Annotated in this window: 26 protein-coding genes and 1 pseudogene; 15 read left to right on the top strand and 12 right to left on the bottom strand. The window is 42.3% G+C overall.

Going from position 1 to position 19,184, the window contains the following annotated elements:
* A pseudogene (locus tag CEF22_RS01490) lies at positions 1-442 on the bottom strand (spermidine synthase); the annotation flags it as partial.
* A gap of 226 nt (positions 443-668) precedes the next feature.
* On the opposite strand from CEF22_RS01490, the gene CEF22_RS01485 reads away from it, so the two are divergent.
* A complete protein-coding gene (locus tag CEF22_RS01485) occupies positions 669-2,714 on the top strand; it encodes a transglycosylase domain-containing protein (protein WP_100401459.1) in 2,046 nt (681 codons plus the stop codon).
* A 161-nt stretch (positions 2,715-2,875) separates the two neighbouring features.
* On the opposite strand, the gene CEF22_RS01480 is transcribed toward CEF22_RS01485, so the two are convergent.
* Complete coding sequence (locus CEF22_RS01480; protein WP_100401458.1) at positions 2,876-3,382, bottom strand: YwhD family protein; 507 nt, start codon at positions 3,380-3,382, stop codon at positions 2,876-2,878.
* A gap of 18 nt (positions 3,383-3,400) precedes the next feature.
* Complete coding sequence (locus tag CEF22_RS01475; RefSeq protein ID WP_100401457.1) at positions 3,401-4,042, bottom strand: site-2 protease family protein; 642 nt, start codon at positions 4,040-4,042, stop codon at positions 3,401-3,403.
* A gap of 157 nt (positions 4,043-4,199) precedes the next feature.
* Here CEF22_RS01475 and CEF22_RS01470 point away from each other — a divergent pair, with 157 nt between their 5' ends.
* The 7 genes from CEF22_RS01470 to CEF22_RS18350 all read left to right on the top strand — a co-directional run bounded on the left by CEF22_RS01470 (position 4,200) and on the right by CEF22_RS18350 (position 5,827).
* Positions 4,200-4,388: a 2-hydroxymuconate tautomerase gene (locus tag CEF22_RS01470; protein ID WP_094833589.1), complete on the top strand. Its 189-nt coding sequence runs from the start codon at positions 4,200-4,202 to the stop codon at positions 4,386-4,388.
* A gap of 71 nt (positions 4,389-4,459) precedes the next feature.
* On the top strand, positions 4,460-4,600 hold the full coding sequence (locus CEF22_RS18375) for a hypothetical protein (RefSeq protein ID WP_157843126.1): 141 nt from the start codon (positions 4,460-4,462) through the stop codon (positions 4,598-4,600).
* A gap of 461 nt (positions 4,601-5,061) precedes the next feature.
* On the top strand, positions 5,062-5,223 hold the full coding sequence (locus CEF22_RS18370) for a hypothetical protein (RefSeq protein WP_157843125.1): 162 nt from the start codon (positions 5,062-5,064) through the stop codon (positions 5,221-5,223).
* Complete coding sequence (locus CEF22_RS18365; RefSeq protein ID WP_157843125.1) at positions 5,213-5,374, top strand: hypothetical protein; 162 nt, start codon at positions 5,213-5,215, stop codon at positions 5,372-5,374. The genes CEF22_RS18370 and CEF22_RS18365 overlap by 11 nt, the downstream gene beginning before the upstream one ends.
* Positions 5,364-5,525, top strand: coding sequence for a hypothetical protein (locus tag CEF22_RS18360; protein ID WP_157843125.1), 162 nt, complete (start codon positions 5,364-5,366; stop codon positions 5,523-5,525). Before CEF22_RS18365 ends, CEF22_RS18360 begins: the two co-directional genes overlap by 11 nt.
* A complete protein-coding gene (locus CEF22_RS18355; protein WP_157843125.1) occupies positions 5,515-5,676 on the top strand; it encodes a hypothetical protein in 162 nt (53 codons plus the stop codon). The genes CEF22_RS18360 and CEF22_RS18355 overlap by 11 nt, the downstream gene beginning before the upstream one ends.
* Positions 5,666-5,827 (top strand): hypothetical protein, encoded by a 162-nt coding sequence (locus tag CEF22_RS18350; RefSeq protein WP_157843125.1) that lies wholly within the window; start codon positions 5,666-5,668, stop codon positions 5,825-5,827. The genes CEF22_RS18355 and CEF22_RS18350 overlap by 11 nt, the downstream gene beginning before the upstream one ends.
* A gap of 283 nt (positions 5,828-6,110) precedes the next feature.
* Here CEF22_RS18350 and CEF22_RS01465 read toward each other — a convergent pair whose 3' ends face one another.
* The 3 genes from CEF22_RS01465 to CEF22_RS01455 form a co-directional block, all read right to left on the bottom strand.
* Positions 6,111-6,611, bottom strand: a complete 501-nt coding sequence (locus CEF22_RS01465; RefSeq protein ID WP_095479194.1) for a YwgA family protein — start codon at positions 6,609-6,611, stop codon at positions 6,111-6,113.
* 33 nt (positions 6,612-6,644) lie between these two features.
* Entirely contained in the window at positions 6,645-7,943 is a 1,299-nt protein-coding gene (locus CEF22_RS01460; RefSeq protein ID WP_100401456.1) for an HD domain-containing protein, read from the bottom strand.
* 244 nt (positions 7,944-8,187) lie between these two features.
* Positions 8,188-8,412 (bottom strand): YuzB family protein, encoded by a 225-nt coding sequence (locus CEF22_RS01455; protein ID WP_095479196.1) that lies wholly within the window; start codon positions 8,410-8,412, stop codon positions 8,188-8,190.
* Between the two features lie 222 nt (positions 8,413-8,634).
* Here CEF22_RS01455 and CEF22_RS01450 point away from each other — a divergent pair, with 222 nt between their 5' ends.
* The gene (locus CEF22_RS01450) at positions 8,635-9,327 is read left to right on the top strand and encodes an RsfA family transcriptional regulator (protein WP_100401455.1); all 693 of its coding nucleotides are present in this window, start codon (positions 8,635-8,637) and stop codon (positions 9,325-9,327) included.
* Positions 9,328-9,368: 41 nt separating this feature from the next.
* Here CEF22_RS01450 and CEF22_RS01445 read toward each other — a convergent pair whose 3' ends face one another.
* Positions 9,369-10,208, bottom strand: a complete 840-nt coding sequence (locus tag CEF22_RS01445; RefSeq protein ID WP_100401454.1) for an octanoyl-[GcvH]:protein N-octanoyltransferase — start codon at positions 10,206-10,208, stop codon at positions 9,369-9,371.
* A 180-nt stretch (positions 10,209-10,388) separates the two neighbouring features.
* Here CEF22_RS01445 and hemQ point away from each other — a divergent pair, with 180 nt between their 5' ends.
* From hemQ to gerQ, 3 genes are all read left to right on the top strand, one after another.
* The gene (gene hemQ / locus CEF22_RS01440; RefSeq protein ID WP_100401453.1) at positions 10,389-11,135 is read left to right on the top strand and encodes a hydrogen peroxide-dependent heme synthase; all 747 of its coding nucleotides are present in this window, start codon (positions 10,389-10,391) and stop codon (positions 11,133-11,135) included.
* A 307-nt stretch (positions 11,136-11,442) separates the two neighbouring features.
* Positions 11,443-11,865 carry a cell wall hydrolase gene (locus CEF22_RS01430; protein ID WP_100401452.1) on the top strand — a complete coding sequence of 141 codons (423 nt, stop codon included), beginning with the start codon at positions 11,443-11,445 and terminating at the stop codon, positions 11,863-11,865.
* A 21-nt stretch (positions 11,866-11,886) separates the two neighbouring features.
* The gene (gene gerQ, locus CEF22_RS01425) at positions 11,887-12,315 is read left to right on the top strand and encodes a spore coat protein GerQ (RefSeq protein WP_100401451.1); all 429 of its coding nucleotides are present in this window, start codon (positions 11,887-11,889) and stop codon (positions 12,313-12,315) included.
* A gap of 65 nt (positions 12,316-12,380) precedes the next feature.
* Here gerQ and CEF22_RS01420 read toward each other — a convergent pair whose 3' ends face one another.
* The 4 genes from CEF22_RS01420 to CEF22_RS01405 all read right to left on the bottom strand — a co-directional run bounded on the left by CEF22_RS01420 (position 12,381) and on the right by CEF22_RS01405 (position 14,818).
* On the bottom strand, positions 12,381-12,749 hold the full coding sequence (locus tag CEF22_RS01420; protein ID WP_100401450.1) for a DUF423 domain-containing protein: 369 nt from the start codon (positions 12,747-12,749) through the stop codon (positions 12,381-12,383).
* An 18-nt stretch (positions 12,750-12,767) separates the two neighbouring features.
* Positions 12,768-13,043 carry a YwdI family protein gene (locus tag CEF22_RS01415; RefSeq protein ID WP_100401449.1) on the bottom strand — a complete coding sequence of 92 codons (276 nt, stop codon included), beginning with the start codon at positions 13,041-13,043 and terminating at the stop codon, positions 12,768-12,770.
* 15 nt (positions 13,044-13,058) lie between these two features.
* Entirely contained in the window at positions 13,059-14,066 is a 1,008-nt protein-coding gene (locus CEF22_RS01410) for a potassium channel family protein (protein ID WP_100401448.1), read from the bottom strand.
* 77 nt (positions 14,067-14,143) lie between these two features.
* Positions 14,144-14,818: a uracil-DNA glycosylase gene (locus tag CEF22_RS01405; protein WP_100401447.1), complete on the bottom strand. Its 675-nt coding sequence runs from the start codon at positions 14,816-14,818 to the stop codon at positions 14,144-14,146.
* A gap of 170 nt (positions 14,819-14,988) precedes the next feature.
* Between CEF22_RS01405 and pdxK the strand changes: the two genes are divergently transcribed.
* The 3 genes from pdxK (at position 14,989) to bshB2 (ending at position 16,971) form a co-directional block, all read left to right on the top strand.
* Positions 14,989-15,798: a pyridoxine/pyridoxal/pyridoxamine kinase gene (gene pdxK, locus CEF22_RS01400; protein ID WP_100401446.1), complete on the top strand. Its 810-nt coding sequence runs from the start codon at positions 14,989-14,991 to the stop codon at positions 15,796-15,798.
* Positions 15,799-15,897: 99 nt separating this feature from the next.
* On the top strand, positions 15,898-16,248 hold the full coding sequence (locus CEF22_RS01395) for a YojF family protein (RefSeq protein WP_100401445.1): 351 nt from the start codon (positions 15,898-15,900) through the stop codon (positions 16,246-16,248).
* Between the two features lie 27 nt (positions 16,249-16,275).
* Entirely contained in the window at positions 16,276-16,971 is a 696-nt protein-coding gene (gene bshB2, locus CEF22_RS01390; protein WP_100403871.1) for a bacillithiol biosynthesis deacetylase BshB2, read from the top strand.
* A gap of 974 nt (positions 16,972-17,945) precedes the next feature.
* Here bshB2 and CEF22_RS01385 read toward each other — a convergent pair.
* Positions 17,946-18,935, bottom strand: a complete 990-nt coding sequence (locus CEF22_RS01385) for a nuclease-related domain-containing protein (RefSeq protein ID WP_100401444.1) — start codon at positions 18,933-18,935, stop codon at positions 17,946-17,948.
* Between the last annotated feature and the right edge of the window lie 249 nt (positions 18,936-19,184).

Genomic DNA, 19,184 nt, shown 5'->3' with positions numbered 1-19,184 from the left:
TTTCACTGTTCGCGATATGCATAAAGCCATCATCTACTTGAACATCGACGCGCTCATTATCAAGCTCGCCTGCGATTTCCGGTAAGAATTTCTTCGAGAATTCGATTACTTTGCCGTCAATATCAACTAGCGTCGCTTTTTTCACGCTTGGGTGCTTTAACACTTCACGGATCACTCCGCCGTCTCCACCACCAACAACAAGAACATTTTCTGGATTTGGATGTGTAAATAAAGGTACGTGTGCCACCATTTCATGATAAACGAATTCATCTTTTTGCGAAGTCATCACCATACCATCTAAAAATAGCATATTGCCCCATTCTTCTGTTTCGGCCATTTCAAGATATTGAAAATCGGTTTGCTCCGTGTGAAGCGTCTTCTTGATTTTCATTGTGATACCAAAGTTTTCTGTTTGCTTTTCTGTATACCAAAGTCCAGCCATTCAATCCTCTTCCTTTCTATTTAAAGAGTAGTCTATTTATTATCTGTAAAGCGCGGACAAGCAGGCCGCCCTTGCTAAATCATTCTTAGTCAAAGCGTCATTTCGCCTTTTTTCCACAAAAAAAGTATAGTGGAATCTTGCAAAAATTCAAGAGAATTTTATGTTTAAAAACTAGTTTTTTTTTTCATACTGAAAGATACCTATTCTAAATAAGGCAGGTGATTATATGAAAATCACGACCCTGTCACGATTTCATCAAACAGTCAAGTGGGTACGGGCGAGCTTGTTTCTTAGTTTTTTTGCCGTAATCATTTTATTACTATTGTTTAGTGCTGGTTATATGTACTTCAAAATTTTAGGTGAACCAGAAATTGTCGTGCCACAGTCTACTTTATATTTTGCTGCTAATGGCGAGGTGATCGGTGAGAGCCATGCGGGTGAAAAAAGATATTGGGTGCCTCTTGATGAAGTATCCCCTTTTTTACTGCAATCTACTCTAGCCATTGAAGATAAAAAATTTTATAAGCATAACGGATTCGATTTCAAACGAATTGGCGGGGCCATTGTCGCTGACTTGAAAGCGATGTCGAAAGTACAAGGAGCAAGCACGATTACCCAGCAATATGCACGTAATCTATACCTTTCTCATGATAAAACATGGAAGCGAAAACTATCGGAAGCTGCCTATACAATTCGGCTCGAACTGAATTTTTCTAAAGAAAAAATTTTAGAGGGCTATGTGAACACAATTTACTATGGTCATGGCTCCTATGGCATTGAGTCCGCTAGCCAATTTTATTTTGGAAAAAAAGCGAGCGACTTAACACTCGCTGAAGCTAGTATGCTCGCTGGGATTCCGAAAGGCCCGTCTGTTTATTCACCAGTCAAATCGATGGACAACGCGAAAAAGCGGCAAGGAATCATTCTACAGGAACTAACAAAGGATGGCATCATTACAGAAAAGGAAAAGCAACGTGCCGAAAGCGAACCACTTCGACTAGTGGCGAAGCATCCCCACGCGGATGTCGAACAAGCCCCCTATTTTCGCGATGCCGTTCAAAGAGTGTTAGCTTCTGAGCTGAACATTGATGAGCAGACGATCGCTCTCGGTGGTTTACGAGTCTATACGACGCTCAATCCGACGCATCAAAAAGTCGCTGAACAAACGATTCAAGAGGTGATTCCTGACGATTCAAACATCCAGCCAGCGCTCGTATCAATCGCACCAAAAACCCATTATGTGACCGCTCTCGCTGGAGGAAAAGATTTCGAGCAAAGCTCATACAATCGGGCCGTTCAAGCGATTCGACAGCCCGGTTCAACCTTTAAGCCATTTTTATATTATGCCGCTTTAAAAAATGGCTTCACGCAAGCGACGATGTTAACGAGTGAACCGACCTCCTTTCAGTTTGATGAAGGTCGCAACGTCTACGCACCCAGCAATTTCAACCATCAATACGCCGATAAAGAAATGACGATGGCTCAGGCAATAGCAGTATCCGATAATATTTACGCCGTGAAAACCCATCTTTTTCTCAAGCCAGAAACACTCATTAAAACAGCGAAGGAATTCGGCATTTTGACCCCTTTAAAGCCCGTTCCCTCCCTCGCTCTCGGAACTTCCGGTGTGCGCGTGCTCGATATGGTTAATGCTTATGCGACGATCGCCAATGGCGGACAATATGAGAAGCCCGTTTTCATTACACGAGTCGAAAATGCTCACGGAGAAGTCATTTATGAACATCAACCAAGTCATACCGAGAGACTTGATCATAAAAAAACGGCGGTGTTAACACAGATGATGACGGGGATGTTTGATGAAAAGTTAAATAGTCAGGCTCATGTGACCGGCGAATCACTGGCACCGAAAATGACGAGACCTTACGCTGGAAAATCTGGTTCTACTAACACAGACTACTGGATGATTGGCTTCACTCCGCAGCTAACAGCGGGCGTATGGACGGGTTACGATGATGGGAGAAAAATTACCGTAGGAGCTGATCGATCATTGGCCAAAAAAATATGGATTGAATTTATGGAAAAAGCCCATAAAGGGAAAAAAGCGAAAAAATTTTCCAAGCCTGATGGGGTCATTGCTGTCAACGTGAACCCTGAGAACGGAAAAATCGCGAGTGAGTATTGTCCAATTACACGTGAAATGTATTTTGTGAAAGGGACTGAGCCTGAAGAGTATTGTACGGAGCATTTACCAAAGAAAAAGAAACAACAAGAGAAAAAAGAAAGCTGGTTCGATCGCATCTTTCCTTTTTAATCCATTTAAAAAGCCTCGGGTGTGCGGCCCGAGGCTTTTTATTGTCCTAGCTTATGCAATTTATGCATCAGCTTTATTGTACTTTTTTTGCTAATATTCGGCAAGGTGTGAATAGTGAATCTACGAAAAAAAATTCATATTTTAGACACAAAGGCATATTGTCAGTCAGCTAAATCTTCCTTCAATTGAGGTGAAGATAACTCCCACATGTCTGCATTATGGTCCTGTAAAAATTGTTTCAGCACTTTTTTTGAACGAGCATCCATATGATCCACGATGATGTGGCTTTTTAACGACTTATCCATGCGGTTCACATGTTCAGGAAGAGATTTGTAGCCACGGCGAGCTTCGCGGTTCACCGTCATCTCACAAGCGGTCACTCCCGTATAAAATGGGCCTTCCTCGCAGCGATCAATCGTTACCCAAACGAGCCAAAACGGCTTGGCGCCTTCAGGTACCTCATCTTTATTCGGCAAAAACTTAATCCCTTTCTCAACGGCACTACGAGCATGCATCGCACCGACATCGATAAAAGCATCATCTTCTTCGACATCAATAAAGACAGGTGACACATGTTCTAGACTAAGCGCCCCTTTGCCGAAGCCTTTATGACCGTCCATTGGGTCATTTTTGATAATATTAAAGCCTACTTTTTTCTTTTTTTCCACGTTAAAATCTCCTTTCTATCAAACGAAAATTGAAAAAATCATGGCAAACCCTTGCAATAGCGCAGGTAAAACCGTATTAAAAATAGGTTGAATCACCCATTGATTAAGCGGTGTAATCACGATAATCAAGAAAATTAACACACCGTATTGCTCGTATTGCGTTAATTTCACTCTTGTTGCTGGCGGAGCTAAATCTTCAATGATTCGGTAACCATCAAGCGGTGGAAATGGCAACAGGTTGAACACGAATAACACTAAATTTAACCACACCATCATTTGTAGTAAATCGACAAAAAAAGGTGTAATCCCAGCTGGCACTAAGAAAAACATCAATCCAAAAGCAATTAAAGCGATGATAAAGTTGCTGAGCGGTCCAGCAAAGGAAACTAAAATACCAGCGAGTCGAGGGTTTTGGAAATTGCGACGATTCACAGGCACCGGGCGAGCCCAACCAAACCCTGCGATTAAAATAAAAATCGTACCGATTGGATCAAGATGCGAAACCGGATTCAACGTCAGTCGCCCTTGCTCCTTTGCCGTATCATCTCCAAACTTGTACGCAACAAACGCATGAGCAAACTCGTGAAACGTAAACGCCACCACAAGAGCAAGGATAACAAACGGCATTTCTTCTAATGAAAAAGCTAAAAAACGCTCCAAATAATAAACCCCTTTTTTATTTAATAATTATTATTGTAACTGATATCGCACATCTATTTCTATTATTTCCTTTTCTGCAATGTTGCTTAATCATATAAAAAAAGCTTACAATTTGATTGAACCTACATAGTTCATTATAGAAAAGGAGCGAAACATTATGCCATACGTAACAGTTAAAATGCTTGAAGGTCGCACAGAAGACCAGAAAAAAGCATTAGCAGAAAAAGTAACAGCCGCTGTCAGCGAAACAACAGGTGCCCCAGCAGAAAAAATCGTCGTCTTCATTGAAGAAATGACAAAAAACCACTACGCCGTAGCCGGAAAAAGACTAAGCGACGAAGAATAGTTTAGAAATGCGGAAGGCGCTGATCAGCGACGTATGGACTGGAATGATCCGCACGAGATAAAGGAAACACGGTGAACGTTAGTGAACCGATGTTGACTTATCGCAAGGAGGAGCATGGAAGTACACTAATCACTAGCGCCTGGAGCAGGAGAATAGAAAAGCAGGGGGCGCGGATCAGCGACGTATGGACTGGAATGATCCGCACGAGATAAAGGAAACACGGTGAACGTTCGTGAACCGGTGTTGACGTATCACAAGGAAGAGCACGGAAGTACACGAGTCGCTAGCGCCTGGAGCTGGACAATAGAAAAGCAGCGGGCGCTGATCAGCGACGTATGGACTGGAATGACCCGCACGAGATAAAGGAAACACGTTGACCGTAGTGAATCGATGTTGACTTATCGCAAGGAGGAGCATGGAAGTACACTAGTCGCTAGCGCCTGGAGCTGGACAATAGAAAAGCAGAGGGCGCTGATCAGCGACGTATGGACTGGAATGATCCGCACGAGATAAAGGAAACACGATGAACGTAGTGAATCGATGTTGACTTATCGCAAGGAGGAGCATGGAAGTACACTAGTCGCTAGCGCCTGGAGCTGGACAATAGAAAAGAGGAGAGCACTGTCCAGCGACGTATGGACTGGAATGATCCGATCGAGAGAAAGGAAACACGGTGAACGTTAGTGAACCGATGTTGACTTATCGCAAGGAGGAGCATGGAAGTACACTAGTCGCTAGCGCCTGGAGCTGGACAATAGAAAAGAGGAGAGCACTGTCCAGCGACGTATGGACTGGAATGATCCGATCGAGAGAAAGGAAACACGGTGAACGTTAGTGAACCGATGTTGACTTATCGCAAGGAGGAGCATGGAAGTACACTAGTCGCTAGCGCCTGGAGCTGGACAATAGAAAAGAGGAGAGCACTGTCCAGCGACGTATGGACTGGAATGATCCGATCGAGAGAAAGGAAACACGGTGAACGTTAGTGAACCGATGTTGACTTATCGCAAGGAGGAGCATGGAAGTACACTAGTCGCTAGCGCCTGGAGCTGGACAATAGAAAAGAGGAGAGCACTGTCCAGCGACGTATGGACTGGAATGATCCGATCGAGAGAAAGGAAACACGGTGAACGTTAGTGAACCGATGTTGACTTATCGCAAGGAGGAGCATGGAAGTACACTAGTCGCTAGCGCCTGGAGCTGGACAATAGAAAAGAGGAGAGCACTGTCCAGCGACGTATGGACTGGAATGATCCGATCGAGAGAAAGGAAACACGGTGAACGTTAGTGAACCGATGTTGACTTATCGCAAGGAGGAGCATGGAAGTACACTAGTCGCTAGCGCCTGGAGCTGGACAATAGAAAAGAGGAGAGCACTGTCCAGCGACGTATGGACTGGAATGATCCGATCGAGAGAAAGGAAACACGGTGAACGTTAGTGAACCGATGTTGACTTATCGCAAGGAGGAGCATGGAAGTACACTAGTCGCTAGCGCCTGGAGCTGGACAACATAGAAAAGCGGAGACGACTGTTTAGACACGACAAGCAAAAGGCGAGCCAGTTGAAAGGTTATTTTTTAACTTTCAGCTGGCTTTTTAGCATAGAATCTATTCACTAAAGATATGCCTTGGAACATCGAAGAAATCCCCTAAAGATCAAAGAAACCTCTCAACCGTCCAAGAACTCGCCCCATACAATAAAAAACCCGCCCAGGCGAGTTTTTAATGTAGCTTCTTTAATTTTTCAATATAAGCATACGCTTCATCGATTTCTTCTTCCGTATAACGTTGTTTGCTTTTGAGCGTAAAGATTTTGTCTGCTACTTCTTCACGTGGTAATGTATCAAAATAAAGTACGGTAGACACTAATTCCAAAAATCGAGCCGATTGGCTATTCATTTCTATAACCGTCTCTTTTAATCGAGGCATGTCCACATCAGCATGCTTTAAAAACGTCGAGCCCTCTTCCGTCATCGTATAGCGATATTGATAGTAGCCACCTTTTTTCTCGCGCACTTCACCGATAAATCCCATATTGCACAGTTCTTCTACACGTAGCGTTAATTCTTCTGAATAAGGTCCGTAAAAATGAAATTCGAACTTTTCCTGAAAAGGGAAGGAGATCTTCTTTGCGATGTAAATCATTTTCTGTAGCTTCTTTCGCCCGATCACTTCTCCACAGGCTGCTAACGCCCCCATTAATTTTGCATGTTCTTTTAACACAATTTATTCAACTCCCACCTTATCGTTCAAACACTAAATTTCTAAAATCGACCGAATTTGTTTTTTTATATTTCGTCTCGATGAAGAATCATATAGTCTGTCTGCAGGAAAATATAATTTATGGTCTGTTCGTCTTTTTCCTGAAATTGCGTCAACAATATCCGACTCTCGTGACAATTCTCGAAGTTCCTCATTTTTCATTAACAAATAAATCGGTAGACGCTCTTCCTCTTCTCCCGGCCGGTAAAAATCATACGGCAAATCGGAGGAAGAATCGTACACTAAATAATATTCCGGGTCGATACCCGCTTTCTTAAATAACGCCTCAAGCTCGCTATGCTTACGGTACTCCTTCGCCGGATCAAATTCGATATACTTAAATAAATCGCGGTTCACAAAACGACGACATAAATCACTTAAAATCGAATCCTCTTCTTCTTGCCACACTTGAAAATAATAGAGCATCACTGCTTCATCAAGCTTTAAATAGTCGTGAAGAGCATATTGCTCATTAAAGATCGAATAGAAATGGAGGGGCTTATAAGTAAAGTTATACTCTTTTCGATACAGCTCTTTTGCCCGGTGCAGAATTTTTGTCAACAGCACCTCAGCACTCCTTGTGACTGGATGAAAATACACTTGCCAATACATTTGGTAACGGCTCATAATGTAATCTTCCACCGCATGCATCCCGCTTTGTTTAATGACAACTTGATCTTCCCGCGGCCGCATCACTCGCAAAATTCGCTCCATATCAAAATGACCGTAGCTCACCCCGGTAAAATAAGCATCGCGCTGCAAATAATCCATTCGATCAGCATCAATTTGACTCGAAATCAAACTCACGACGAGCTTATTTTCAGACGTTTTCCCAATAACTTCTGCTACTTTTTTCGGAAACTGTCGATCTACTCTTGTCAATATGGCGTTCACTTCTGTGTCTCCAAGAATAATCATCTTCGTAAATTCCTCATGGTCGAGTCCAAACACCTTTTCAAAGGAATGAGAAAAAGGCCCATGCCCGACGTCGTGAAGTAATGCCGCACACAAGGATAACAGCCGGTTCTCGACATTCCATTCTTTACGACCAGCAAACACATCATCGACAATACGACGAACGATTTCATACACACCTAACGAATGGTTAAAGCGACTATGCTCGGCTCCATGAAACGTCAAATATGTCGTGCCTAACTGTCGTATTCGGCGCAAACGCTGAAATTCCTTCGTTCCAATTAAATCCCAAATCACGACATCACGCACATGGATATATCGGTGAACAGGGTCTTTAAACACTTTCTCTTCTTGTAACTTTCGCTTTGAATATTCCATTGTATACCCCCATTCCTTCTCGTTTATGCTTCCATTATAACGAACTTTGGCATATTTATCGGGATAACAATGTTCGAAATCGTTCTTTTCTCAAAAAAGTGAAGAATCTACAGGGCTATTGCATATAGTAATAGAGAAAACAGTGAAACAGATCCCGTGTGACCTGCAACTCTCAACTAAAAAATCTATTATTTATCAAACAAAAAATCACCTCATCCACTTCGAACGGTTAGGTGATTTCCAACTATTTTTTTAACTTTTTTCGCACTTTTTCCATTAACTCTTCTTCCGTCAACGCAGCCACTGGCCGGTTATTAACAAAAGCAAAAGTTTTTTTGCGTCCTGGTCCGCAGTAAGACTGGCAGGCAATATCAATAGTCGCATCCGGGTCGATATCCTTCAACTTCGGCAACAAAGTTTTCAAGTTCACAGCCTGGCAATCATCGCAAACGCGAAATTCATTTGCCATCTATATACAAGTCCTTTCTTTTATAAGATCAAACTATTCGATATTTTACATGGAATGGTTGTCGTTTGCAAGGGGCAATCCTTCACGTTTAAGCAACAATTCCGCTAGAAACAGCTAAACTAGCAGAAAAAAATTATTTTTCCATATTGGTATAAATCTATTGTAATTTGCTCATCCTGTAAGCAAACATATTTTTTACTAAAAAAGGGAGTTGAAATTAAAATGAAGAACAGGCAAGATGCATGGTCCGAAGAAAATGATCTATTACTAGCAGAAACAGTGCTGCGTCATGTCCGCGAAGGAAGCACACAGCTAAACGCTTTTGAAGAAGTCGGTGACCAATTAAATCGAACGTCGGCTGCTTGTGGGTTCCGCTGGAATGCTGTCGTCCGTCATCAATATGAAAAGGCGCTAGACCTTGCAAAAAAACAGCGAAAACAGCGAAATCGTTTGCTTGGAAAAGAACAAGGTGGAAAGAAAAAACTATTGTATCAGCCACCAACACCATCCTTAGAAGAAGTGGAAGCGATGTCTATGCCGCTTGGCAATGATGTAGAAATGGCGCTAGATATGGCTCCTGTTTCAGCCGCTACGCAACCAACAGGGGAGATCACAATGGAAAAAGTGATTGCCTTTTTGCAAACTGTTTCAGGAAATTCCTATCAAACCGATCGATTGAAACAAGAGAATGCCAGATTAAAGCATGAACTTGCGGAGATTGAGAAAGAAAAAGCATGTCTAGAAGATCGCGTGGCCGAGCTAGAGCAAAACTCTGAAACAATGCAAGAAGACTATGAAACATTAATGAAAATTATGAACCGTGCCCGAAAGCTCATTTTGTTTGATGAAGAAGATCCATCCACTACTTCTTTTAAAATGGATCGCAATGGCAACCTAGAAAAGATGGCAGAATAAAGTTCAAAGGGGCTGATGGTCAAAGTCAGCCCCCTCAGCCTTCACTCTGATAACGCTTTCTCATTTCGCTCGACTACTCGCTGTAAATACCCTTGATAAAGATCGATCTCTTCCCCTGCTAAAGAGCTAGGCACTAATCGATCACTATAGTTGTTTAATACAGTCAAAAAACGACGCATCACTTCTTGAATAGTTAGCTCTTCACCAAATAATTCCGATAAAGAAGCCATCACATCCGGCTGAATCGTTGGGTAGACCCATTTTGTTTTTTCTGCTTTTTTACCAGCTTGATAAAAGCGGCGAATCCACTCAGCTCGTTCACTCCCACTACCTGTGACACATAAATAAATTTGTACCGCTACGCCTTTACGAATACGTCGTTGAGAAATGCCGGCAAATTTCTTGCCGCCGATACTTAAATCATAGCTTCCTGGACAGTAAGAACCAACCACCTCGAATGCTTCAATCTGCTCTCTGTATTCTGCAAACATCTCTCGAATGAGCGTCAGCATCGCTTCATACCCACGATCAATATCAATTCCCTTTTCTGTATCTGGGAAAATCAATGATAGATTAAGCACCCCTTCATCGAGCACGACCGCAAGCCCACCTGAATTACGAACAATCACTCGATAACCAGCATCCTTTAACACTTGAACCCCATCGTCTAAAAAAGGGAGCTTCGTATCTTGAATGCCGAGCACAATCGTCTCATGATGCACCCAAGCTCTCGCTGTCGCCGGACTGATCCCGGAACCGACCGAGGTACAAAGCGTGTCATCCATCGCAAACGATTGCAACGCATCAAACATCGGACCTAGACTCGATTGATCAATGATTCGCCACTCTTTTTGTTTGAGTAGCTCTAGCTTTTCACTCATAGACTGAATCCCCTTCTAACAAAAATCAACTATCTCATGTTCTTTCAGCATACCTTTCTCACATAATAATTCAAGAAAAACTTATGACATTGATTTGATCATCCTAAGTGTCTTCTTCTCGTTTATAGGGCAAACTATGTTATATTAAAGGTTGAAAATGAATACATAGGAGTGAATAACATGAGCGAAGCAGCAAAAACATTGGATGGCTGGTATTGTCTTCATGATTTCCGTCTAATCGACTGGACGAGCTGGAAAATGCTTTCTAGCGATGAGCGACAAGCAGCGATTCATGAGTACCAACAATTTTTAGCGAAATTAAATATCGCGCATGAAGCGAAAGAAGGCAGTCACGCATTTTACAGCGTAGTTGGCCAAAAGGCAGACTTTATGCTAATGATCCTTCGCCCAACGATGGAAGAGTTAAATGTATTAGAAACTGAATTCAATAAGCTAAAAATTGCTGAATACACGATCCCTAGCTATTCTTACGTCTCTGTTGTTGAACTTAGTAACTATCTATCTTCAGATGAAGACCCTTATGCAAATCCACAAATTCGCGCTCGTTTATATCCAGAACTACCTAGAGCGAAATATGTGTGCTTCTACCCAATGGATAAACGCCGTCAAGGAGAAGACAACTGGTACATGCTTCCGATGAAAGAGCGCGGCGCTTTAATGCGTAGCCACGGCATGATTGGCCGTCAATATGCTGGTATCGTCAAACAAATTATCACTGGCTCTGTCGGTTTTGATGATTATGAGTGGGGCGTTACATTATTCTCCGACGATGTTCTTCAATTTAAAAAGCTTGTATACGAAATGCGTTTTGATGAAGTAAGCGCTCGCTACGGCGAATTCGGCACCTTCTTCGTCGGAAACTTAATGGATGATGCGAAGCTTGAACAAATGTTACATGTAAATTAATGAATGAAAACCTCTTCTACTTATGGTGGGAGAGGTTTTTCTTGTTATATATGTTTGAAACTCTTCGTTCTGCAAAGTTTTCAGTCATGAAACCCTCCCTTTCACATACATATAAAGTGAAACTTCAATCAGTGGGGGTTCTCTTCATCCCCCACTGATTGTTAGTTGAACCGATCGGGCGTTTATGGGCTGTTGCCCACACCTAACCTACACGTCTGCGCTTCTTCTTCCATGTTGAGGTGGGGGTCTTACAGCCCGTTAATGCGGGATAAACTGAAAAGTGGTTTGACAAAAGTGAGGTGGAATTGTGGGAGTCATTGCTCATAATGAAGCAGATGTGAAACTGTTAGCTAGGTTGATGAGAGCAGAGGCTGAAGGAGACGGTCAGCTCGGCATGTTGATGGTAGGCAACGTTGGCGTCAATCGCGCTCGGGCGGACTGTCTCGATTTTAAAGATATTCGTAACATCCGTTCGATGGTCTATCAACGACCAGGCGGATTTGAGGCTACACAAAAAGGTTATTTTTATCAAAGAGCAAGACAACAAGATATTAACCTTGCTCGCAAAGCACTTAATGGGGGACGATATCACCCTGCTAGCAATTCTCTATGGTTTTTCGAGCCACCTGGAAGTTGTCCTGCCCAGTGGTATAATCAGCCGAATACCGGTCGCTTTAAATCGCATTGTTTCTTTTCTCCAACTCGTGCCAATTGTCCAAGCGTTTATTAACAATTCGAAGGAGGATTCTTAATGAAGCAACAGACCGCAAACCCGTATATGTATAGTATGCCAATGTATTATCAACAAAATCCCATGTATACTATTCCAGCAGGTACTACCTTACCAACAGCCGGAGGAACAGCAGGACAAGTAGCCGGACAACAAGTCCCTGGGATGTTGCCAACAGAAGAGTCTTACATTGAAAATATTTTAAGACTCAACCGCGGAAAAGTCGCTACTGTCTATACGACCTTCGAAAACAACCGTGAATGGAATGCTAAAATATTCAAGGGCGTCATCGAAGCCGCTGGTCGCGATCATTTAGTTTTAAGCGACCCCCAAACCGGCAGACGCTACCTAATACCAATGATTTACCTCGACTACATCACATTTGATGAAGAAATCGAATACCAATATCCATTCAATGGCGGGCAAATGGCAAGCTACCCTCCTAGATAACAAAAGCGGAAGGGCCCGATTAGCGCAAAAAAACTGTTCCCCATCATAAGGGAACAGTTTTTTGATTAAATCTTCATGACAGCAAGGATAAGTAACACCCAGCTCGCTAAAAACGCTACGCCACCAAATGGTGTAATTGCTCCGAGAATGCCAATTTGCGTCAACGTTAAAACGTATAAGCTTCCAGAGAATAAAATAATTCCAACTAGCATTAGCCAACCAGACCAATTAAGAAAGGAACTCGCCGGAATTTGTCCCATCAGAATACCGATAAAAATTAAGCCAGTAGCATGAAACATTTGGTATTGAACACCCGTTTTCCAAATATCTAAATACTTAGGTGCTACCTTTCCTTCTAGCCCATGAGCACCGAACGCCCCAAGAGCCACTGATAAAAATGCATTAATGGCCCCAATAATAATAAACGTCTTCATTTGTTACACATCCTCCTCTTAAAAATCAAATATTGAATCACCGTTGGCCCCGTCCTCTGTTTCTAGCTTTTCTTCTTGGCTAATGGATGGCTGTGACAATGTTGGCGGTGGAAAGGTGTGCTCCCCTCGAACAGAAGAAACTGTTCCTTGCCCTTCAGCAGACTCTAGTACTAAATCACACAACGCCTTGATCGTATGTACATACCGCTTAATTTCATCACTTTTTTCAGCATGTTTCGCTTGTCGAACTTCCATTTCTATTTTGTTTAGCACAGATTGATGGGAAATATTCATGATCATACACCTCCATTAAGGGGTTATCGCTTTTTCAAACACCGTCAAATTTTCCTCAGCCCCAAACACTATTATTTTATCATGCGGCTGGAATTTTTCATCTGATTTCGGTGTACCGACTAAATATCCATTTCTTAAAATAGCCACAATTGTCACATGATAAGCATTGCGAATATCTAAATCTTTCAATGATTGCCCAACAAACGGCGAGTCATTTTGGACCAATATCTCTTCAATCGAGTATTCATGATGGTCTGCAGAGAGCACTAAATCCATATAACGGACGCTTAATGGTTTTAAGATAGACATCACCATTTGCTTACCACCAATGGAAGACGGATTAATGACTTTAGCTGCTCCAGCCGTCTTCAGCTTCGTAGCCGTAGCCTCTCTTTGGGCTCTTGACACAATATAAATATCTGGATTGAGCCCCTTAGCCGTCAACGTGATGAACACATTATCTGCATCGCTAGGTAACGTCGCCACAAGCGTAGAGGCCCGTTCAATACCAGCCGACTTTAATATATCATCTTCAGTTGCATCACCAACAATGAAGAATTCATCTGTTTGAAGTGCTTTATGCAAAGATTCCTCTTGTTTATCAATAAATACAGCCTGCATATCTTGGCGGCCTCTTACATACTCCAATACTTGTTCCCCGACTCGCCCTAATCCGCATACGATAATATGATTTTCTAATTGATCAATCTTATTTTTCATCTTTCTCTCCCTCATTGATGTAGAAAGCTCCCCCTCCACGACGAGCGAAGCCACCGCCCCGATAGCGTAAGAAACAATCCCAACACTAATGGGAATAATGACTAATGCAAACACTTTTCCATCATGAGTCACCGGAATCGTATCTCCGTAACCGACAGTCAATACAGTAATAACTGTTAACCAAAGAGCATCAAATAAGCTTAATTTCTCAAAATAAGTAAACCCGATCATTCCGATTATACACATTGCACTCATCGCAACAACACTATTGATTAAATGCTGGTAACGCTGTCTATTTTTCATCAAACATCCTCTTTTACTTTCAGAATCCCTCTGTTTTTGTCAATGTTCCACGTGAAACATCGATAGCAGTCGAAATATCAACCATTATGAAGACACCAATTGACAGGTGTTTCACCCAGCTCTTGTAGAAAATCATTTGCCTGTGAAAATGGACGACTTCCGAAAAATCCTCTACTAGCTGATAGTGGGCTCGGATGCGGTGCCTGAATAATTTTATGTTTCGATTGATCAATTAAAGCTAATTTACTTTGAGCAGGTCGACCCCACAGAATAAAAATCACTGGTTTCTCTCGTTCATTAATGCAAGCAATCACGCGGTCAGTAAATTGTTCCCACCCTTTTCCTCGATGAGAATTCGCTTCTCCTTGCCGCACGGTCAATACGGTATTCAACAATAAGACTCCTTGTTTAGCCCAAGGAACTAACGAACCATTAGTCGGAAGTTCGCATCCAACATCCTGAGATAATTCTTTAAAGATATTTCTTAACGACGGCGGTAACGGTACTCCCTGTTGAACAGAGAAACTTAAACCATGAGCTTGATTCGGCCCATGATACGGGTCTTGTCCAAGAATTACTACTTTAATATCCTGGTAAGGCGTGAAATGAAAGGCATTAAAAATGTCATACATGTTCGGATAAATAGTTTTTGTCGCATATTCTTGTTTCAAAAATTCCCGAAGCTGTAAATAATAAGGCTGTTCAAATTCACCCTGAAGCAGCTCCGCCCAATCATTTTTTAAAATAACCAACATACTCTCTCCTTTCAATAATCGATCACCGGTAGGTATTTACACCTATTTTACCAGTCTTGCAATCGTTCGGCACTCTAAAAAGACTTGTGTAAAACATTTAAATTTTTTACACTATTAGTACATATTAATATATGTTGCTTGACGAACTTTAGGAGGTTTTGGACGATATGACGATGAAAAAGACATTAACAATTGCCGGTTCAGATACAAGCGGTGGCGCTGGTATCCAAGCGGACTTGAAAACGTTTCAAGAACACGGCGTATACGGTATGACTGCTTTAACAACGATTGTAACAATGGACCCGGACAACCATTGGCACCACGGTGTTCATCCCCTTTCCCTTGATACATTGGAAGCTCAATTAAAAACAGCTATGTCTGTTGGCATTGATGCGGCAAAAACAGGTATGCTTGCGACAGCTGACATTATCGAAATGGCTGGTAAGCACTTGAAAGAAAACAGCATCGACAAAGTCGTGATTGACCCTGTCATGGTTTGTAAAGGCGACGATCAAGTATTGAATCCTGAAGCGCCTGTTGCGATGCGCGAATTTTTACTTCCGATCGCGACGGTTGTGACGCCAAACTTATTTGAAGCATGGCAATTATCTGGTGTTGGCCCGATTCGCACAGTGGAGGATATGAAAGCAGCTGCTCAAAAAATCCATGAGCTAGGCGCGAAAAATGTTGTCGTAAAAGGTGGAAAACAGCTGGATCACACGAAAGCCATCGACGTATTCTACGACGGCGAAGAATTTGTTGTGCTTGAAGCTGACAAAGTAGAAACGACTTACAACCATGGAGCTGGCTGTACATTTGCAGCAGCTATCACAGCGAACCTTGCAAATGGTCAAAGCGTAAAAGACGCAGTGGCGAACGCGAAGCAATTTGTGAATGCGGCGATCCGTCATGGATTTAAGCTTAACCAATATGTAGGCCCTGTTATGCACGGTGCTTTCAATAAAGTAAATAACTAAGTTCAATTGGACCGCCTGCAAGAAGGCGGTCTTTTTTTTCGCTTTCACCGCTTGAGTTTAGTAAAATAATTGTTACAGGCTTGTAGAGGAGGATTCATATTGGAGCCAATTATCGTATCAAAAGTTCAAGATGCTATCAATCAGTTTGCTGAAGAAGAAGTATATATTCATCTCGAAACAACAAACGGCGCTTATGCGACACATTTTAACGAAAAGATGTTTTCAGCGGGGGCCTATATTCGCAATGCCCACATTCAATATGAACATGGGAAAATCGTCGGTGACGGTCCATACCGTGTCGGCTTAAAACTAGCGATCGGCTGGGTTTACGCAGAGGGCTTAACTCACTTTAGCTTCGATGAAAAAGGACGATTGCTACTAGCTGGTCATGACTTTGACGGAAAACTGGCTGTTGCCCTACAAATCGGCAAAGAGCCTTTTAACCACTAAAACGGGAAGGAGATCTACTCAATGGTGATGGAAATCGAAAAAGAACGCCACGTCCTTGTCATCTTTCCCCATCCAGATGATGAAGCGTTTGGCGTTTCAGGAACAATTGCTACTCATACGAAAAGAGGCACGCCCGTCACTTACGCTTGCCTAACCTTGGGAGAAATGGGACGAAACCTTGGAAATCCCCCATTTACTACACGTGAATCACTACCCGAGATCCGCAAATCCGAATTGAAAGCAGCCACCAAAGCGCTAAAAATTGATGACTTGCGCATGATGGGCTTACGTGATAAAACGCTAGAATTTGAAGATGATAAGAAAATGGCTGATCTTGTATCCAACTTAATAGATGAGCTAAATCCATCGTTAGTGATCAGCTTTTATCCTGAATTTTCTGTTCATCCCGATCACGAAGCGACCGCCCGTGCTGTCGTTCGTGCGATCCGTCGACTACCAGAAAATGAGCGCCCTAAATTGCACTGCGTCGCATTCGCCAACAATACAGATACCGACCTCGGTGCTCCCGATATCATCTATGATATTAATGACACATTTGAGCAAAAAATGGACGCCCTACGCGCCCATATTTCTCAAACAGCTTGGATGCTAAAAGAAATGGAAAAACTTCTGCATCAAAACGATGAACAAACGATTCAACGCATTAAATTTGAGCGCTTCTGGTCCTATCGCTGGGACGATGACCAAGTGAGCGAACTATAAATGTAACCCCCGATCGCGGAATTGGATCGGGGGTTTTTTAAAGTTGCATGGGCTTTGTTTAGACTTCTTTGACGTTGTGTGGCCTTTCTTCGACTTTCTGAGCGTTTCTTCTACCTTGCGTGACCTTTCTTCGACTTTTTAGACCTTTCTTCTACCTTGCGCGACTTTTCTTCGACTTTCTAGACGCTTCTTCTACCTTGCGTGGCCTTTCTTCAACTTTCTGGACGCTTCTTCTACCTTGCGTGGCCTTTCTTCAACTTTCTCTACACTTCTTCTTCCTTGCGTGGCCTTTCTTCGCCTTTCTGGACGCTTCTTCTACCTTGCGCGGCCTTTCTTCAACTTTCTGGACGCTTCTTCTCCCTTGCGTGGCCTTTCTTCAACTTTCTGCACGCTTCTTCTACCTTGCGTGCCCTTTCTTCGACTTTTTAGACCTTTCTTCTACCTTGCGCGACTTTTCTGCGACTTTCTAGACGCTTCTTCTACCTTGCGCGGCCTTTCTTCAACTTTCTGGACGCTTCTTCTCCCTTGCGTGGCCTTTCTTCAACTTTCTGCACGCTTCTTCTACCTTGCGTGCCCTTTCTTCGACTTTTTAGACCTTTCTTCTACCTTGCGCGACTTTTCTGCGACTTTCTAGACGCTTCTTCTACCTTGCGCGGCCTTTCTTCAACTTTCTGGACGCTTCTTCTCCCTTGCGTGGCCTTTCTTCAACTTTCTGCACGCTTCTTCTACCTTGCGTGCCCTTTCTTCGACTTTTTAGACCTTTCTTCTACCTTGCGCGACTTTTCTGCGACTTTCTAGACGCTTCTTCTACCTTGCGCGGCCTTTCTTCGACTTTCTGGCCGCTTCCTCTACCTTGCGTGGCCTTTCTTCAACTGTCTGAACGCTTCTTCTACCTTGCGTGGCCTTTCTTCAACTTTCTGGACGCTTCTTCTACCTTGCGTGGCCTTTCTTCGACTTTCTATCAACACCAACGATTATTTATGCTTGGCATCATTATTTAAATTCGAGATAGAATAACAACGATTTTTAGTATGGCCACTTTCTTTGAGTTGAAGTGATTTTAAAAATTTATATGTGAAATTTAAGGACTCCGTTTGGAAAAAATCAGCTAATTGCTTAGTCGTAACTTTGTGGCCAAATAATTGAGCATATTCTTGTAGAGCTTCAAAATGAGCATTTTTCGATACATGATGGCAACTTAAGCATTGCCAACTTCGCTTCATCCTCGCCATAGATATTCTTTTACAAGCAGGACAGCGCACTCCTTTAACTATATCCTTCTCTAGAACTTGAAAACGAGACATTATATTTAAGTCATACGGATTATTTTGTTGAATGATTTGTGTGGAAATAAATTGAAGATGGTGAGATTGTAAAATAGGAGTAGAGTAAGTTTTCATGAGGGCGTCAATTTTATCGGGAATCTCCGACGCATGAATAATTTGACTAATATAATTTTTATTAGGGGGTGAAATATCGATTCTTGCTACTGGGTTGCTCATAACTAATGCGGTGAGTACAGGAATAGAGTATACATTATGCTGAGCTAGCCAATCTATAAAGTGCCTTTGCTGTCTGCGCATTTGAAGAATCGGATCTGCAAACACTTCTTCCTTTCCCTCTAACGTTCGTATCAGTTGACGCGTATCTCCTTTAAATAATAGTTGTCCAGAATAGTTTTTCACTTCCATAATTAAGAAAAAATTAGGTGTTAAAAGCACAGTGTCAATTTGAAAAAAGGAATACTCTCCTGCGGGTAATCGAATATCATGCAATATGAATACATCATTTCGCTTTACCTCTCGTAAAAAGTAATCAACGGTTTGTTCTCCTCGATAACCAGCCTGATGTCTCCCATAAACTTCTTCAATGGCAGCCATTTGACTATGTCTTTTCGGAAGTCGATTCATTAAAATCTCCAATTTCGACAAAAGCAATGGCTTCGAACGTGGTTTCATAATCATGTTATTTATCCTCTCAGTTAAAATGGCTTACATTACCTCTTTTCTTGCTAAGACTTGATTTTCCTTTTAGTGCATAGAGAATTTACATTGTTTTAACAAAAACTCGTTGCTCTTTAAAAAGCTTGGATCAATCAACTATTTCTTTGACCTTGCTACACATTTCTTCAACTTTCCCGCGCTTTCTTCGACCTTGCTACACATTTCTTCAACTTTCCCGCGCTTTCTTCGACCTTGCTACACATTTCTTCG

The sequence above is a fragment of the Bacillus sp. FJAT-42315 genome (assembly GCF_002797375.1).
Taxonomy (GTDB): Bacteria; Bacillota; Bacilli; order Bacillales; family Domibacillaceae; genus Bacillus_CE.
The sequence above is the reverse complement of the archived record's forward strand: the minus strand, read 5'-3'. Positions and strand labels throughout refer to the sequence as shown.

What these genes read in the sequence shown, in the direction of transcription:
- hemQ (WP_100401453.1), top strand. Translation starts at nt 10,389, where the DNA reads ATGAGCGAAGCAGCAAAAACATTGGATGGCTGGTATTGTCTTCATGAT.
- CEF22_RS01450 (WP_100401455.1), top strand. Translation starts at nt 8,635, where the DNA reads ATGAAGAACAGGCAAGATGCATGGTCCGAAGAAAATGATCTATTACTA.
- pdxK (WP_100401446.1), top strand. Translation starts at nt 14,989, where the DNA reads ATGACGATGAAAAAGACATTAACAATTGCCGGTTCAGATACAAGCGGT.
- CEF22_RS01485 (WP_100401459.1), top strand. Translation starts at nt 669, where the DNA reads ATGAAAATCACGACCCTGTCACGATTTCATCAAACAGTCAAGTGGGTA.
- CEF22_RS01445 (WP_100401454.1), bottom strand. Translation starts at nt 10,208, where the DNA reads ATGAGTGAAAAGCTAGAGCTACTCAAACAAAAAGAGTGGCGAATCATT.
- gerQ (WP_100401451.1), top strand. Translation starts at nt 11,887, where the DNA reads ATGAAGCAACAGACCGCAAACCCGTATATGTATAGTATGCCAATGTAT.
- CEF22_RS01420 (WP_100401450.1), bottom strand. Translation starts at nt 12,749, where the DNA reads ATGAAGACGTTTATTATTATTGGGGCCATTAATGCATTTTTATCAGTG.
- CEF22_RS01385 (WP_100401444.1), bottom strand. Translation starts at nt 18,935, where the DNA reads ATGATTATGAAACCACGTTCGAAGCCATTGCTTTTGTCGAAATTGGAG.
- CEF22_RS01455 (WP_095479196.1), bottom strand. Translation starts at nt 8,412, where the DNA reads ATGGCAAATGAATTTCGCGTTTGCGATGATTGCCAGGCTGTGAACTTG.
- CEF22_RS01410 (WP_100401448.1), bottom strand. Translation starts at nt 14,066, where the DNA reads ATGAAAAATAGACAGCGTTACCAGCATTTAATCAATAGTGTTGTTGCG.
- bshB2 (WP_100403871.1), top strand. Translation starts at nt 16,276, where the DNA reads ATGGAAATCGAAAAAGAACGCCACGTCCTTGTCATCTTTCCCCATCCA.
- CEF22_RS01460 (WP_100401456.1), bottom strand. Translation starts at nt 7,943, where the DNA reads ATGGAATATTCAAAGCGAAAGTTACAAGAAGAGAAAGTGTTTAAAGAC.
- CEF22_RS01470 (WP_094833589.1), top strand. Translation starts at nt 4,200, where the DNA reads ATGCCATACGTAACAGTTAAAATGCTTGAAGGTCGCACAGAAGACCAG.
- CEF22_RS01415 (WP_100401449.1), bottom strand. Translation starts at nt 13,043, where the DNA reads ATGAATATTTCCCATCAATCTGTGCTAAACAAAATAGAAATGGAAGTT.